This is a genomic window from Pandoraea captiosa (assembly GCF_902459775.1).
GTDB lineage: Bacteria > Pseudomonadota > Gammaproteobacteria > Burkholderiales > Burkholderiaceae > Pandoraea > Pandoraea captiosa.
The window spans coordinates 127,388-143,122 of sequence record NZ_CABPSQ010000007.1; the positions used below are offsets into that span (position 1 = coordinate 127,388).

General features: G+C 63.3%; 14 protein-coding genes. 7 read left to right on the plus strand and 7 right to left on the minus strand.

The genetic code is table 11. The annotated features are described in order from the left end of the window. Nucleotides 1–33: 33 nt before the first annotated feature. Nucleotides 34–849, plus strand: coding sequence for a transporter substrate-binding domain-containing protein (locus PCA31118_RS18055; RefSeq protein WP_044458611.1), 816 nt, complete (start codon nucleotides 34–36; stop codon nucleotides 847–849). Between the two features lie 246 nt (nucleotides 850–1,095). Here PCA31118_RS18055 and PCA31118_RS18060 read toward each other — a convergent pair whose 3' ends face one another. The 5 genes from PCA31118_RS18060 to PCA31118_RS18080 all read right to left on the minus strand — a co-directional run bounded on the left by PCA31118_RS18060 (nucleotide 1,096) and on the right by PCA31118_RS18080 (nucleotide 6,140). After that, nucleotides 1,096–2,034: an alpha/beta hydrolase gene (locus PCA31118_RS18060; protein WP_150626484.1), complete on the minus strand. Its 939-nt coding sequence runs from the start codon at nucleotides 2,032–2,034 to the stop codon at nucleotides 1,096–1,098. Between the two features lie 78 nt (nucleotides 2,035–2,112). Beyond that, on the minus strand, nucleotides 2,113–2,586 hold the full coding sequence (locus PCA31118_RS18065; RefSeq protein WP_150626485.1) for a CoA-binding protein: 474 nt from the start codon (nucleotides 2,584–2,586) through the stop codon (nucleotides 2,113–2,115). An 812-nt stretch (nucleotides 2,587–3,398) separates the two neighbouring features. Then, nucleotides 3,399–4,193, minus strand: a complete 795-nt coding sequence (gene otnI / locus PCA31118_RS18070) for a 2-oxo-tetronate isomerase (RefSeq protein ID WP_150626486.1) — start codon at nucleotides 4,191–4,193, stop codon at nucleotides 3,399–3,401. A gap of 42 nt (nucleotides 4,194–4,235) precedes the next feature. After that, a complete protein-coding gene (locus PCA31118_RS18075; protein ID WP_174990518.1) occupies nucleotides 4,236–4,775 on the minus strand; it encodes an energy transducer TonB family protein in 540 nt (179 codons plus the stop codon). 117 nt (nucleotides 4,776–4,892) lie between these two features. Further along, nucleotides 4,893–6,140 carry a dienelactone hydrolase family protein gene (locus PCA31118_RS18080; protein WP_150626488.1) on the minus strand — a complete coding sequence of 416 codons (1,248 nt, stop codon included), beginning with the start codon at nucleotides 6,138–6,140 and terminating at the stop codon, nucleotides 4,893–4,895. 175 nt (nucleotides 6,141–6,315) lie between these two features. On the opposite strand from PCA31118_RS18080, the gene arsC reads away from it, so the two are divergent. Continuing rightward, nucleotides 6,316–6,666, plus strand: coding sequence for an arsenate reductase (glutaredoxin) (gene arsC, locus PCA31118_RS18085; RefSeq protein ID WP_150626489.1), 351 nt, complete (start codon nucleotides 6,316–6,318; stop codon nucleotides 6,664–6,666). Nucleotides 6,667–6,794: 128 nt separating this feature from the next. Here the strand turns inward: arsC and PCA31118_RS18090 are convergent, their stop codons facing one another. Both PCA31118_RS18090 and PCA31118_RS18095 read right to left on the minus strand, forming a co-directional pair. Then, nucleotides 6,795–7,562, minus strand: coding sequence for a 3'-5' exonuclease family protein (locus PCA31118_RS18090; RefSeq protein ID WP_246190310.1), 768 nt, complete (start codon nucleotides 7,560–7,562; stop codon nucleotides 6,795–6,797). 8 nt (nucleotides 7,563–7,570) lie between these two features. Further along, on the minus strand, nucleotides 7,571–8,227 hold the full coding sequence (locus PCA31118_RS18095; RefSeq protein WP_150626491.1) for an MBL fold metallo-hydrolase: 657 nt from the start codon (nucleotides 8,225–8,227) through the stop codon (nucleotides 7,571–7,573). Between the two features lie 235 nt (nucleotides 8,228–8,462). Between PCA31118_RS18095 and PCA31118_RS18100 the strand changes: the two genes are divergently transcribed. From PCA31118_RS18100 to PCA31118_RS18120, 5 genes are all read left to right on the plus strand, one after another. Beyond that, a complete protein-coding gene (locus PCA31118_RS18100; protein WP_150626492.1) occupies nucleotides 8,463–9,065 on the plus strand; it encodes a septal ring lytic transglycosylase RlpA family protein in 603 nt (200 codons plus the stop codon). 542 nt (nucleotides 9,066–9,607) lie between these two features. Beyond that, on the plus strand, nucleotides 9,608–10,594 hold the full coding sequence (locus PCA31118_RS18105) for an ABC transporter substrate-binding protein (protein ID WP_150626493.1): 987 nt from the start codon (nucleotides 9,608–9,610) through the stop codon (nucleotides 10,592–10,594). A 250-nt stretch (nucleotides 10,595–10,844) separates the two neighbouring features. Continuing rightward, the gene (locus tag PCA31118_RS18110; protein ID WP_044457421.1) at nucleotides 10,845–11,753 is read left to right on the plus strand and encodes an ABC transporter permease; all 909 of its coding nucleotides are present in this window, start codon (nucleotides 10,845–10,847) and stop codon (nucleotides 11,751–11,753) included. Between the two features lie 2 nt (nucleotides 11,754–11,755). Further along, nucleotides 11,756–12,550, plus strand: a complete 795-nt coding sequence (locus tag PCA31118_RS18115) for an ABC transporter ATP-binding protein (protein WP_150626494.1) — start codon at nucleotides 11,756–11,758, stop codon at nucleotides 12,548–12,550. A 186-nt stretch (nucleotides 12,551–12,736) separates the two neighbouring features. Beyond that, the gene (locus PCA31118_RS18120; RefSeq protein WP_174990519.1) at nucleotides 12,737–15,667 is read left to right on the plus strand and encodes an NEL-type E3 ubiquitin ligase domain-containing protein; all 2,931 of its coding nucleotides are present in this window, start codon (nucleotides 12,737–12,739) and stop codon (nucleotides 15,665–15,667) included. Nucleotides 15,668–15,735: the final 68 nt, after the last annotated feature.

A 15,735-nucleotide genomic window follows, 5' to 3' on the forward strand; every position in this document is an offset into this window, starting at 1 on the left:
CGATAGCACAACACGGAGACAAGCATGACAGTCATGAAGACGGCCGCGCGCGCGGCCTTCATGGCGGGGGCGGCACTCGCCGTCACTCTCGCCACCGGCTTTTCGGCCAACGTCGCGCTGGCGCAGTCCGCCACGCCCGCAGTCCACTCGCGGCTCGACGACATCGTGAAGTCCGGCACCCTGCGCGCCTGCGCCACGGGAGACTACAAGCCGTACTCGTATCGCCGCCCGGACAGCCAGTTCGAAGGCATCGACGTAGACCTTGTCGCCTCGCTCGCCAAGTCGCTCGGCGTAAAGCCGGTGATCGTGCCGACCACCTGGAAAGGGCTGATGGACGATTTCACCGCCGGCAAGTGCGATATCGCCGTCGGTGGCATCTCGGTGACGCTCGATCGCGCCGCTCGCGCCTATTACAGCAAGGTCGTCATGATCGACGGCAAGTCGCCCATCGTGCGTTGCGCGGACGTGGCGAAGTACCAGACGCTCGCCGATCTGAACAAACCCAGTACGCGCGCCATCGCCAACCCGGGCGGCACCAACGAACGCTTCGCCCGCCAGTACCTGCCCAACGCCTCACTCACGATCTATCCGGATAACGTCACGATCTTCCAGCAAATCGCCGACGGGAAAGCCGATGTGATGGTGACGGATTCGTCCGAAACGCTCCTCCAGCACAAAATCAACCCGACCCTCTGCCCGGTCAATCCCGACAAGCCGCTTCAGTTCGGCGAGAAGGCCTATCTGCTCCCGCGGGGAGACGACGTCTTCAAGCACTACGTCGATCAGTGGCTCAATCTCGCGCAGAAAACCGGGGAATATCAGGCGGTTGTCGATAAGTGGCTGAAGTGATCCTGAAGTGATCCTGAAGTGATTGTTCGCTAGCGTTGTCTGTTCGTTCGAGTCGTTCACGTTATTCACGTCGCTCGCCTCGTTCTCCTCGTTCTCCCACAACGCAGCGACACCGAAACAAGGGGGGCGCTTCCCTGCGCTCCAACTTAAAGTCGCTGCGGTACGCGCCCCCCTTGTTCCGGCCTGCTTTGCCCAGGGCTTAAACCCCTCGGTCTTTTTATGTCGTCTTCTTGACCTTCGCTTCGCTCATCCCAGCCACTCTCTGAGGCGCTGGGCGGCATCGTGCATCACCATCCTCGCTTGCGGCACGAATGGCTGCAGCCGCGCAAAGCTGTGCGTCAAACCCGTGGCTTCGATCACTTCCGCACGCGCACCCGTCTGTGCGACGAACTTCGCGTATTCCACCGCTTCGTCATGCAACGGATCGTACTCCGCCGCAATAACCAGACTGTTCGGCAACGGATGACGCGGCGCTTCGGCCGTCAGATTCACCCGCACGTCGTTCGCCGCCGGTTCCACGCCCGAGAGGAATTCCTTCCAATACCAACGCATCTCGTCGCGCGTGAGACCAACGCCGTGCGCCAGACGCTCGTAACTCGGCGTGTCGAAGCGGTACTGCACCACCGGGTAAATCAGCAACTGCGCACCGACGATGCCCGGGTGCTTGTCGTTGAACCACGCCGCGGCCTGCGCCGCCAGATGGCCACCGGCACTGTCGCCGGCAACGCCGAGGCGATCCGGCGTCACGCCCAGACGGGCTCGTTGCTCCGCCGCCCAGGCCAGCGCGTCGCGAGCATCGTCGACCGGCGCCGGAAACGGATGCTCCGGCGCCAACCGGTAATCCACGCTCAGAACGGCGACGTCGGCGTCCTGCGCCAGGAATGCCGCCACCGTGCCATGCGTGTCGACGTCACCCACGACCCAACCCCCGCCATGGAAGTACACGACGAGCGGCACCGTGCGACCGATCGGACGATAGAGCCGCGCGCGCAACGTGCGACCGGGCAGCGGAATGTCGAACGTCTCGCTTCGCAACCCCGCGGGCAGCGGACGCAAGGCCTCGACCGCCACGGTCGCGAATTGCGCCCGGACTTGTTGTGGGGTGGGCGCAGGCGCGTTTTCGGGGGTAGGGTACTTGCGCGCCATCAGGTCGTAATAGGCGAGCAGATCGGCGTCGATGGTCATGGCGGCGTCGGAATTATCGTTAGCGAGAGAGAAGAAAGAAAAGGACTTTCGTATTTCAAGACGTAGCGAAGCGGCGCTTCATCGGTCGTTGACCTGCTTGAGCAGCCCCCCGCCCTGCATCAACCACCGCTGGTGTTCGATCTTGACGCACCGGTCCATCACGACATCGAGCCCGGCCGCCAGTGCCACGGCAGCCGCGTCGTCGTTTTCGATGCCCAACTGCATCCACAGACTTGTCGCGCCGATGGCCACGGCCTCGTCGGCGACCGGCGGAATGTCGGCGCTGCGGCGAAAGCAGTCGACCATCTGAATGCGCACGCCCTCCGCTCGCAGCGCGTCGGCGGCCTCGGTCAGGCTCGCGTAGACGGTCTCGCCCAATATCTTTTCGCCGGAGTCGGCAGCCTGCGGGTTGATCGGCACGATCCGATACCCATGCTGCTGCATGTAGCGCGATGTGGTGAAGCTCGGCCGGTCAGGCCGGGGCGACAGGCCCACGACCGCAATCACCCGGTCGCGCGAAAGTATCCGACCCAAACGTTCAATGGTGTCCATTGCTCACTTTGTGTTCACTTTGTTGCCACGCACAAAGAATGAAGTTAGCACATTGCCGGGCGGTACGTTTGAGACGGGGCAAGTCTCGACGGGTCTGGCGGCGAGCCGCAATTGCATGGCGCGCGACGAGCCATGGCCAGGGTCGGGCAGAGATGGACCAAGGCGAACGCGTGGAATCGGCGAATGTGAGTCGCTGTTGAAATGTCGAGCGTGCGTTTGGTATGGCCGTCGGAGAAACTGGTTGAATCGACGTTCGGAAATGCGTCGCGCGGCAAGTTATTCAGGACGACGAAGCAAATAGCGATTGATGGCACAACTCCGAAGTCCTTGCCGAATAAGGCGTGCAAGCGCGTGGCGCGGGGCGTGTAACAGGCCAGGTGTTACAACCTGAAACACTTTGTTACCCCTCCGTCCATACGTTTCCACCACAATGCATCTCAACGCTGAAGTGCTTATCCCCCGGTAACGCGACAGCGCGACTGTATCGGCAAAAGACGTCCCCCGGCGTCGTTTGCAGGCTGGTTCGATACAGTGCTCCGAATCTGGTCTCCTCGCGCTAACCCCGTAGCGTGTGGTTTTGGCGGGCCCGTGTGTCCCGCCATTTTTTTTGCCTGTTTCGTCCTACATCTTTCCTAAGCCTTTCTCCGACGCAGGCCTGGTTAAAGGTCGAATTATTTCGACGTCCGATGAATTTCGGAGAACCTATCGGCGTACAGTCGGCGATCATTTCGGAAATCGATTCACGTGTGCGTAACTCAATTCCGCACCGCTTCCTCGCCTCCCGCTTCCTTGCATCGTTCGCCCCGGCTTTGCTATTGGGTCGCCGTCGCCCTTAGCCAAGGTTTGAGCCAACCCAGCCCCGAGCGTGTTGCGCCTTGGGGGCGATACTCGCACCCGACCCATCCGGCATATCCCAATTCGTCGAGCAGGCGGAACAGGAACGGGTAATTGACCTCCCCCGTATCCGGTTCATGGCGTGCGGGCACGCCCGCGACCTGCACGTGACCGATATTGGCAATGGACTGGCGCAATTTCATTGCCAGATCGCCTTCGACGATCTGGCAATGGTAAGCGTCGAACTGAACCTTCAGATTGCTCGCCCCCACGGCTTGTCGAATGGCGTGCGCCTGATCCTGGCGCGTGAGGAAATAGCGCGGAAAGTCGCGCGGGTTGATGGGTTCGATCAGGATGGTGACACCGTGAGCCGCTGCCTGATCGGCCGCATACGCCAGATTTTCGAGGTACGTGGCGCGGCATTGTTCAGGCGACGCTGCGGCCTCGGGACAACCGGCCATCACGTGCAACTGACGACAACCGAGCGCATCGGCGTAGTCGAGAGCAAGTTCGATGCCGTCGCGAAACTGCGCTTGTCGCCCGGGCAGTGCCGCAATGCCTCGCTCCCCGCTTGCCCAGTCGCCCGCCGGCGCGTTGAAGAGCACTTGGGTCATGCCGGTGTCGTCCAGCCGCTTGCGGATTTCCTGAGCCGGGTACTCGTACGGGAACAGAAATTCGACGCCCCGGAAGCCATCGCCCGCCGCCTCGCGGAACCGGTCGAGAAATGGCACTTCCTGATAAAGCAGAGTCAGATTCGCAGCAAATCGCGGCATGAAAGTCTCCGTCGCCCAACACGGGCCGATGCCCTCACGATATCACTGCCCGTCGATCTGAGGCGCGGCCACGCTGCGCAACTGGAACCGTCCGTCGTTGTTGAAGAGCCAGGTCTCGATGGCGCGCACCCGGCCGCTGCTGTCGACCAGCGCCCGGCTGGGTGCCGGTAACGGACTGGCACGTCGCAGACTGGCGATGGCAATGCGTTCGGCCTCGTGGTCGCCGTTGCTTCGATAAAGCGCGACAGCCGTGATATTGCCGTTGCGATCCACCCAGTATTCGAGCGATACGACCGAGCGCAGCATGGGTTGCGGGTTGCCCGGCGTGATCTGGCGGGCGTTGACCTCGGTCACGCGCTGCGCGGCTGCAATCTTGTATTGATCCAGCCCCGAGAGCGGTGGCCGGCCAGCCGGGAAATTGAGGATGAGCGGTTTTTTAGGCTCGAAATCCGGATTGGCGCAGCCGCTCACCATCAAGGTGCCGACGAGCCCGAGCGTGGCGGCGGCAATCGCCGTCGTGGCACGGGCGCGAGCGCAGGATGCGTGGACGGCATGCCTGCGCGGAGAAAGTTGCGTCTTCATGGCGGGTCTCCCGCAACGTTCGCGACACGTCTTCTTGTTTTGACTGCTGGTTCTGGCCGGACCGTGCGATCGACGGGACATCGTGCGCCGCCGCCCGGTCCGGCACGTGGCGCGGGACTACTGCGCCCGGGTCCCAAACGACCAGTTCGGCATCAGGGCATTGGACGCCAGATTCTCATCCTGCAATTTGCGTGCGGTTTCGACACCGGCCACCGGCAATCCGGTCGGGTCGAGCAAACCGATTTGCACAAGCACGCTCGCCTGATCCCAATATATGTGTTCGTGCTCGAGTTTGTCGCCCCGGAATCGCACGATGGCGACGAGCGGGATCTCGACGCGGCGTCCCGTCGGCGCGACGCCCGGCAACATCCAGTCCACGGGCGTCGTATGCGTGAAGCAGAACAACAGTTCGTCGACCAGTTGGGTAGCGCCGATAGTGCGGGAAATGGGAATCAGTCGGGTGTCGGGCGGATTGCTGTTGACGAAGTGATTGCGATAGAAGTGCGCCAGTTGCTGATGCCCGACGCCGCCGGTCATCGTCGGGATGTGATTGACGTAAGGCTCGGCCACCATCGTCTTCATCAACGGATCGATTTCGCGGATGGCGAATTCGTAAGCGCAATGCGTCTCCCAAAGCGACGCGAAGTCGAAGTGCGGACCGACGGCGCGACGCAAGGCGCCGATGGTGCGCTGATGCGCGAGCTGGGTCGCGGCGCGATTGAAGTGGTCGCCGGGGCGCGCGAAGGCGTGATCGGCGTCCGGATACAGATACAGGGTGACGTTCGGGTGCTTGCCGAGCCGCTCGGTCAGGGTGTCGCGCACCTCGGGTGGGGCGTATTTGTCGAGTTCCGCCACGTGCAGCACGAGCGGCGCGTGCTCGCCGGCGATCTCGTCGATATGCTGCTCCAGCCCCACGCCGTAGTAGCCGATCGCCACGTCTGCGCTCGTGCGCGTGACGGAGAGTGCCGCCAGCTTGCCGCCGAGGCAGTAACCGACGACACCCACGCCGCCCACGCACTCGGGGAGTGCGCGTAACGCGTCGACGCTCGCGCCCACGTCTTCCATGCCCAGATCGACGTCGAAGCTCTGGAACAACGCAAATGCACGCTGCCAGTCGCCCGGCGAATAGCCCAGTTCAATGCCGGGCTCGATTCGCCAGAACAGGTCCGGCGCAAGCACGACGTATCCTTCTTCGGCATAGCGGTCGGCCAGTTCGCGAATGTAGGCGTTCACACCGAAGATTTCCTGACACAACACCAGTCCGGGACCCTTGCCCTCGCTTGCGCCCTTGCTGTCCGGCGTGGCCAGATAGGCCTGGAAGGTTTTGCCGTCGCGCGACTTGATGCTGATGAAGCGTCCTGCCATGTCACTGTCTCCTGAGGGTGGAAGCGGATATCCGAAGATGTCCGAGGATGTCTGTGGGTAGCGGCTTCCGACGATACCATGCATACTCGGAGCGCACGTTCCAGGGGTGACGGGGCAGTCCGGCTATCGGCAGGTCCTTTCACGCCGGACGCTTTTTGGACGCATTGGAGTGACCATGATTACCGTGTATCACAACCCGCGCTGCTCGAAGTCGCGCGAAGCGCTGGCGCTGGTCGAGCATTCCCCCGCCGGCGGCGATCTGCAAATCATCGAGTATCTGAAGACGCCACCCACGCTGGCCGACCTCAAGGCGCTGCACAAGTTGCTGGGCGTGCCGGTGCGCGAGATGATCCGCAGCAACGAGACGGAATTTTCCGAACTGGGACTGGCCGACGCATCGCTCGGCGACGACGCGCTGCTCGCCGCTGTCGCCGAACATCCGAAGCTGTTGCAACGCCCGATCGTGGTGAACGGCAAGAAGGCCGTGATCGCGCGTCCGCCGGAATTGGTGAACGACGTGTTGTAAGCCAGTCCGCAGGGTCGACTTGAGGCTGGATCGGCTTGAGGCGAAGAGCAAACAAGGGGCGCGACGTCAAATACGTCGCGCCCCTTGTCGTTTTTTTCGCCGTCTTTCGGGCTTTCGGCCTTTCGGCCTCAGCCGTGTGCCGGGCTGTCCTTGCCGGGGCCGGTCTCGGGCGATTCGGCATCCGCTGCGCCGTCGGCTGCATCGGCTGCGTTTGCCGTGGCGTTGGCTGCCGCCGTGCCGAACACCGGGGCATCCGCATTGGCGGTGAGCCCGGCGCCACGCCAGCCGGGCAAGTCGGAGAGTGTCTGTTGTTGTTCGCGTAGCTCGGCGAGCATGTTGCAGAAGAGGGCGCCCTGTTCGAGGGCGTCATCGAGCGCCACGTGCGTGTGCGGCAGCGGGTCGAGCCAGACCTGCGGCAGCCGCGGCTTGATGCACTTGCGGTACGGCATGCCGGTCATGGCGAACGCGAGCGTCTTGATATCGAGCGCCGACCACGAGAAGGGGCAGCGGCCCACGAAACGCATCATGTACCAGAACATGAACGTGAAATCGAAGCCGGCCGGGTAAGCGACGAACACCGGTTTGCCGGGCAGCTTCTCGACCCACTTCACGTAGGCCTTGAGCGCCTTGGCCGGGTCTTCCGGATCGACACGGCATGCCGCCCACGCCTCCGGCTCCGTCTTCCACCACTTCATCGTGAGCGGGTGCCCCTTCGCGTCCGGGAGACATTCGAGGTTGGCGCTGAAGGTGCCGATCAGCTCCTTGTCCGCCGTGTAGGCGGCCGAAGCAAAGCTGAGCATCGAGTGCGGGCCGGGAATCGGGCCGTCGGCCTCGACATCGGTACTGACGAAAATCTCCTCGTCGACGGGAATGATGCGCGACGGGGTCCGGGACATCGCCTCGCTCATGAGGCGCTCCGCGCCAGCACGGCATCGGCGACGTACGGGTTCGTCTGGCGCTCCTGCCCGAATGTCGATACCGGGCCGTGGCCCGGAATGAACGTGACATCGTCGCCCAGCGGCCAGAGTTTGTCGCGAATCGACGCGATCAGGTCGGCGTGGTTGCCGCGTGGAAAGTCGGTGCGGCCGATGGAGCCGGCGAACAGCACGTCGCCTACGCTCGCCAGACGCTCGTCCTTCGAGAAGAACACCACGTGGCCCGGCGTGTGGCCCGGGCAGTGATAGACGTCGAGCGTGACCTCACCGAAGGAGACGGTGTCGCCGTCTCCCAGCCACCGATCGGGCGTGAACGGCTCGGGCTCGGGAAAGCCGAAGCGCGCGCTCTGCGCTTCGAGCTGGTCGATCCAGAAGGCGTCGTCGGGGTGGGGGCCCTCGATGGGAACGTTGTACTTTGCCGCCAGGGCGCCCGACCCACCGCAATGGTCCAGATGGCCGTGCGTGAGGAAGATCTTCTCGAGCGTGACCCCCTGGCGTTCGATCTCGCCCACGATCCGGTCGATGTCGCCACCGGGATCGACCACGGCAGCGCGCTTCGTGGCGTCGCATACGAGGAGAGTGCAGTTTTGCTGGAAAGGCGTAACAGGAATCAGGGTGACGTTCATGAGTGACCGGGGACGCAATTTTTGTCTATTGTATTCGGCCCGAGATGTCGCCGCCCGTAGCACTGTCTCCGGCGTTGCCGTACGCAGCTGCGCACGCTTTCGGGAAGCGCTCGTTGGGCATCAACCCCTAAACCGGGGTAACGCTTTGTAATCAAGTCCTGGCACGTAAGTGAACGCTCGCTGATGGGTGGACTTTTGGGTCGTGTTAGACTTGCGGGCTATGCGAACACGCGACATGCTCACACGGTTCGCGGTCTGCTGCGCCCTCGCCCTGACGTTGACAGCCTGCACAACGCCGCTCGAACCCCCCAGCCAGACGGCTGCCGCCACTTCGGCGACAGGCGCGCGCGCCCGTGCGCGCGAGGCCAATTCGCCGGTCGGTTCCAGTTTCGACCTGCAATGGCCGGGCCGCTCCTTTCGCAACGAAGGCCTCAATCCCGGCGACCCGGATGCCCCGGAACGTGACGGCGAAGCTCGCCTGCGCGCCGACGCGGGCACCTTCTTTCAGACCGGCATGGCCTCGTGGTACGGCAAGAACTTCCATGGCCGGCGCACCGCCACCGGCGAAGCGTTCGACATGAACGAGCCGACGGCAGCGCATCCCACGTTGCCGCTGGGCAGCTTCGCGCTGGTGCGTAACGTCAATAACAACAAGAGCGTCGTCGTGAAGATCAACGACCGGGGACCCTACACGCGCAATCGCATCATCGACCTGTCCTTTGGCGCGGCCAAACAGCTCGATTTCATCCGTGCCGGGCACGCCAAGGTCGAAATCCGCCGCCTCTCGCGCAGCGAAGTGGCCGCGCTCGGGCTCAACGAGAGCCACAACGCTCCTTGATAGCGCGATGGCTCGGTAATCGCTTCTGAAGGGGATCTCGTCATCCGCTGATGAGGCTTCCCCACCCGGCATGTCCGCCGTGACATGCACCGTCATCACCTCGCCTATATCCGACTTTCATTCGCTATTCATACCGGTAGCGATGCAAAAAGTGGGACGTCGCTCGCCTATTTATTGTGCAAAAAACGCTCATTCCCGGCGAACAACTCACGATTATTCCGATTTTCGGCGGATCCCACGGGTTGAACGCTACGCATGAACGTGCGCGGTTCACTGCAACGAAGACCGAATCGACTATTTTTTTTCCGATTGCCGCATCAATCTGCCAGCCTTTGGGCGCAATCCGATGTTCGGCGGGCCTCGGCGGAAGTTGCGTTGGCAACCGTTGTTCGCTGACAGGGATGTGGGTAGACTGTGCCCCACGCGCAGGTGCACGCTTTGTGTGCATCCAAAGAACGCCCGCAGAGACCCGGGCTGGCGTACCAATCGCACCTGCTCACACCTAATTACACCTATTAAGCAACATTCCTGGAGGAGTTTCGATGTCGACGATGGGCAAATACGCCAAGCGCACCGTGTTGTGCGCGGTGGCCGCAACGTTGTTGGGGACGACCGGCGCGGCATTCGCGGCCGATACGAAGTCGGTGGCGGTCGTGGCGATCGTGGAGCACCCGGCCCTTGACGCCATCCGCGATGGCGCGCGCGACGAACTCAAGGCAGAAGGTTACGAGGTCGGCAAGAACCTCAAGTGGGAATATCAGAGCGCCCAGGGCAACACGGGTACCGCTGCGCAGATCGCGCGCAAGTTCGTCGGCGACAAGCCGGACGCCATCATCGGTATCGCAACCCCGACAGCACAAGCCGTGGCCGCCGCGACCAAGTCGGTGCCGCTCGTGTACTCGGGCGTGACCGATCCGGTAGCCGCGCAACTGGTCAAGAGCTGGGACGCTTCGGGCACCAACGTCACGGGCGTGTCGGACAAGCTGCCGCTGGACAAGCAAGTGGCGCTCATCAAGCGTGTCGTGCCGAACGCGAAGACCGTTGGCATGGTGTACAACCCGGGTGAAGCCAACTCGGTCGTGGTGGTCAAGGAACTCGAGAAGCTGCTGCCGGCCGCTGGCCTGAAGCTCCAGACCGCCGCCGCGCCGCGCACCGTCGACATCAGCTCGGCGGCCAACAGCCTGGTCGGTAAGGTCGACGTGATCTACACCAACACGGACAACAACGTCGTGTCGGCGTACGAGTCGCTGGTCAAGGTGGCCAACGATCGCAAGATCCCGCTGGTGGCCTCGGACACGGACAGCGTGAAGCGCGGCGCCATCGCGGCGCTGGGCATCAACTATTACGACCTCGGCCGTCAGACCGGCAAGGTGGTCGGCCGCATCCTCAAGGGTGAGAAGCCGGGCGCCATCGCTTCGCAGACCAGCTCGAATCTGGAACTGTTCGTCAACACGGCTGCTGCCGCCAAACAAGGCGTTAAGCTGTCGGACGATCTGGTGAAGGAAGCCAAGACGGTCATCAAAGAGTAACGAGAAGCCAGCACGCGAATCACGCGTGCGATGCGGGTGAAGCGGGCGGTGTTCGCTTCGCCGGCAAGCGATAGGGCGGCGCCCGGACACGATCTGTCCCCGCCGCTCTTTTCCTATCGAACGGGCGAGATGGCTCCCCCCGAAACGCGGTCGTACAACGACCGTTTATGACCTGAACTGGCCGACTCGGCCGCGCGGGCGCCGATGCCGAGATCCGGCATGGGCTGACTTGCGCAGTGGAACGACGAACATGTCTTTTTTCTCTCTGATGGGCGCACTGGAGATCGGTCTGATCTTCAGCCTTGTGGCGCTCGGGGTGCTGATTTCCTTTCGCATCCTCAATTTTCCCGACCTGACCGTCGACGGCAGTTTCGCGCTGGGCGGCGCTACCGCCGCCATTCTGATCGCGAACGGCGCCAATCCGTTTGCGGCGACACTCGCGGCGATGGCTGCCGGTGCGGTGGCGGGGTTCATTACCGGCTGGCTCAACGTGCGTCTGAAGATCATGGATCTGCTCGCCAGTATCCTGATGATGATCGCGCTCTACTCGGTGAACCTGCGCGTGATGGGCGCACCGAACGTGCCGCTGATCACATCGCCCACGGTCTTCACGATGCTCCTGCCGGAGAATGCGCCGGCGTGGCTGCCGGATTACGTGCTGCGTCCGCTGATGTTGCTGGTGGTCGTCGTCGTGGCGAAGCTCGGTCTCGATTACTTCTTCTCGTCGCAGCAGGGCCTCGCCATGCGCTCGACCGGCGCGAACCCGCGCATGGCCCGTGCGCAGGGCGTGAATACCGGCCGCGAGATCCTGGCGGGCATGGCGCTGTCAAACGCGCTCGTGGCGCTCGCCGGTGCACTGTTCGCACAGTCGCAGGGGGGCGCGGACATCTCGATGGGTATCGGTACCATCGTGATCGGTCTGGCGGCGGTCATCATCGGCGAGACGATCCTGCCGGCGCGCCGCCTCATTCTCACGACGCTGGCCGTGGTCATCGGTGCGGTGCTGTACCGCTTCTTCATCGCGCTCGCGCTCAATAGCGATTTCATCGGTCTGAAGGCGCAGGACCTCAACCTGGTGACCGCATTGCTCGTGGCGGTGGCACTCGTGCTGCCTGCGACCCGACGCAAGCTGTTCGCCCGCAAGAACGGAGGTGCCTGATCATGTTGAGCGCAAAAGACCTCAAAATCACTTTCAACCCGGGCACGCCCATCGAAAATCGTGCCCTGCGCGGCATGTCGCTGGAAATCCCGACGGGCCAGTTCGTGACCGTGATCGGCTCCAACGGCGCAGGCAAATCGACGTTCCTGAACGCAATCAGCGGCGACCTGTCGGTCGACTCGGGCACGATTTCCATCGACGGCAACGACGTGACGAAGAAGACTGCGTGGCAGCGCGCCAATCAGGTCGCACGTGTGTTCCAGGATCCGATGGCGGGCACATGCGAGGCGTTGACGATCGAGGAGAACATGGCGCTGGCGGTCAAACGCGGCGAGCGCCGCAGCTTCCGTTTCGCGCTGAACAAGGAACTGCGCGAGCGTTTTCGCGAGAAGCTTAGCCTGCTCAATCTTGGGCTGGAGAACCGTCTGTCCGACCGCATCGGCCTGCTCTCGGGCGGTCAGCGCCAGGCGGTGAGTTTGCTCATGGCGTCGTTGCAACCGTCGCGCATTCTGCTGCTCGACGAGCATACGGCGGCGCTCGATCCGAAGACGGCGTCGTTCGTGCTGGAGTTGACGGCCCGCATCGTCGAGGAAAGCAAGCTCACGGCGATGATGGTCACGCACAGCATGCGTCAGGCGCTCGATTACGGCGAGCGCACGGTGATGCTGCACCAGGGCAAGGTCGTGCTCGACGTCGCGGGCGACGCTCGCAAGGGGCTGGACGTGCCGGACCTGTTGCAGATGTTCGAACGCACGCGTGGCGAACAACTCGACGACGACGCGCTTCTGCTGAGCTGAGCGGCGTCGCAGTCGTCTGAAGTACCGCTCGCGTTGGTAGCGGAAGCGAAACCCCCGGCTTGCCGGGGGTTTTATTTTTTTGGGGCGCCTCCCGAAAAAGGGATCGGGGCGTGCAGGCGCTTCCCGCAAGTCGCGATGCTGCCGCGCGCGAAAGAATGGGCGCGATGCCTCACACAGGAGCGTGCGATGCCCGGTATTTCCCCGTTCGTTAGCGCGGCGCCGCTAACGGTGCTGCCCATGGACACGATGACGGCCACGCGCCATGACGCCGACGCGCACGCCAACGTCGACCGGTCGATCGATCCGCACCGCCTCCCATGGCCGACGATGGAGCACGACGTGCTCGCCTGCTTGTCGGCCCAGACGGGGGCGGTCCACGCCACGCTTGCGAACGCGTCCGTGGTCGGTTGTGCAATGGCGCTTGGGGGCCAGTTCTCGGGGTGGCTGCGCTGGGGGACACCATCGGCGCCTGCGCGCGATGCCGCGTTCCGCAAATCCGTCGCCGAGCTGCGATCGGCCGGGGTGTCGCAAGCGGTGATCGACAAGTTGGCGAACATCAATGACGATGCCGTGGCACAAGCCGCCCTGTTCCGGCAGATTTTTCCGGAAATCTCCGATCGCGCGATGCTGGCGTGGTTGCGCCATCGCGACAAGCTCGACCCCCAGCGGCGCATCGATTTCAGCCAGTTCGCCATTGCCCTGAGAGGGCGGCTGAATGCCGCGCCGCTCACCGCGCCCGACGAAGTGCTGCGCGCGTTGCAGGTCGATGAATTGTTGCGTGTTATGGGATGCGACGCCAGACGGGCGTCGGAATCACGGCACGCCGATGGGCCGATGTCCCTCTCCCGGGCGATTCGCGATTTGAGAGTCTGGCTGCGCAGCGGCCGGCCGGGTGCGCTGACGGATACGCGGCCGATACCCGCCCGGCGACGCGAATTCGAGCACTGTGGGCAACGTGGCGACGTCTGCGGCGTGGCAGGGACATCGCGCCCGCCCGAAAAGGGCAGCGACAAGAAGACGATTTGGCGGGCGCTCATGCGCGAGGGCTTCTCGCCGGCGCAGGCACTCGCCGCGCTAGGCGTGTTCCGCTTCGACAGGGCCGCTGCCGAGTATCTGGCTAACTTCGTGTCTTCGGCAGCGATGTCGGATGCCACGCGACGATGGGTTGCCCGGGAGCGGTGGCTCGCGGGCTTCACCCCCGAGCTTGCGCTGAAGTTCGTCCGCAACGCCGCGCGTCTGAAGGTTGAAGTGGCAAGGGCGCTGGAAAATACCGCGCTCTTCGGTCCGCCGCTGGCCGGCGGTTTTCGTGCAGCATCGTTCCACCTGGACCCGGCCGACCCGAAGGCGAGACGTCTGGCGCAAGCGTTCGTCCTCGAACGTCAGGCGCCTGCATGGGCATTCGATCATGTGGCGCCCTCGTCGGTACTCAAGTGGTACGGCCCAGATCGCGTGCCCGCCGATGCGAAGCGAATACACGTCATCAGTCGCACCGGGCGGCTGGTTCTGCCGGAGTGCATGCCGAATCTGGAAAGCCTGAGCGTCGAAGGCGAGTTGGACATCACGTTGCCCAAGTGGATGCCAAGGCTTCAGTCGCTCCACATCAAATGTGCGAGGCTGGGCGATGAGGTCGAACTTCCGGCGATGCCCGCGCTGAAAACGTTGCAGATCTATGGAACGGACGCGACGACGCTACGCCTGCACGGCGTAGATGTTGAAGATGGCGAATATGGTGCACTCGAAGAAATACGTATCTATGGAAATCCGTCGCTGCGCAGCGTGGTGTTCGAACCGGGCGCGCATCACGCGGCGTCGAGCGAGCGGCACAGCCCGTTGCGGATCATCACCCTCAGGGAAAACGTGCGCCTCCGGCACATTACGTTGCCTCTTGATTTGCGGGCGTGCGAGCGGCTCGACCTGACCCATAACGACCTCACCCGCGTGCCTCTGGGGCCGGCACATCGCGTGGATAACCTCAGAAGGCTGTACCTCGCGAAGAATCGTCTCTCGACACTGAGCGATTTGCCGGACATGCCGCGAATCGACTTCGTATCGCTTACCGCGAACGAGTTCCGTCATGTGCCGAACTGGGTGTTGCGTCTGCCGCCGGGCCGAGGTGGCGGGCCGGCAGGCGCGGCCGGCGTGATGGTGAACATCGAGGACAACCCGATTCCGGAGGCCATGGTGCGAGAGATCATGACGCTGGCGCAGCGCGAGCGCTGTGCGTTGATCTTCTTTTCCATCTGGTGCGGCGAACATGTGCCCGTACGCCCGCTCTCCGAAGCCGTCGCGGACTGGTTCGAGCTGAAGGACCAGCCCGCCCGGGCGGCCGCGTGGGCGAAGTTCTCGAACGAGGATTGCGCCGAAGAATTCTCCGCATTTCTGGACTACCTGCGTCGCACGGTCAATTACGGGAGCCAGACATTTCGCGAAGGCGTTGGAGAGTGGCTTGTGCGTCTGGAGGGCGACGATGCGCTTCGTGGCGACACACTCCCGCATAGCTACGGCTCGACACGCCGATGCGAGGACCGCGTGACATGGGCCTACGAGCAAATGAGACAACGGGCGTTGTGCGCCGATATTGCACGAGGTGACTACGACGATGACCTACCCGCCTTGAAGGCATTGATGCAGGGGTGCTACCGGCGCTCCGTTCTCGCGCAAATTGCCTACGAGAAGGCGCGCACGCTCAAGTTCGTCGACGAGATCGAGGTGTACCTGGCGTACCAGATCAAATTGCGCAACGTACTGGGGCTGCCGATGGACGCCGAAGACATGAGATTCTTCGGCGCGGCAGGCGTGACCGAGGAGGACCTCTCGAATGCGACGGCCCGGGTATTGCGCGAAGAGCGCGAAGCGTTGGCGCCGTATCTCTCCAACGCCGCACCGATGCAGGCGGCATTGCGGCGCGCGTTACCGCAAGCGTTCGCCGTGGCCGAGGCAAAACTACATGCGATGTCGGACGTCGATGCTTTCAACGCGCATGTGAAAACCTCCTTGCAACAGCGTCACCTGGAGGTCAACGACACCATGATTCGCGAGGCCGGGCGTAGCGTTCTCCACGATCTGGTCCACGACTGCTACGGGCCGCTCGTCGAGGAATTGCTGGGCAGCGTGTGAGGAAGGGCGGCGCGCCCTAGATTTGCCCAGAGCGCCCGAAGGCGCCGCTGAGCGCTTCAGTCCGTTGG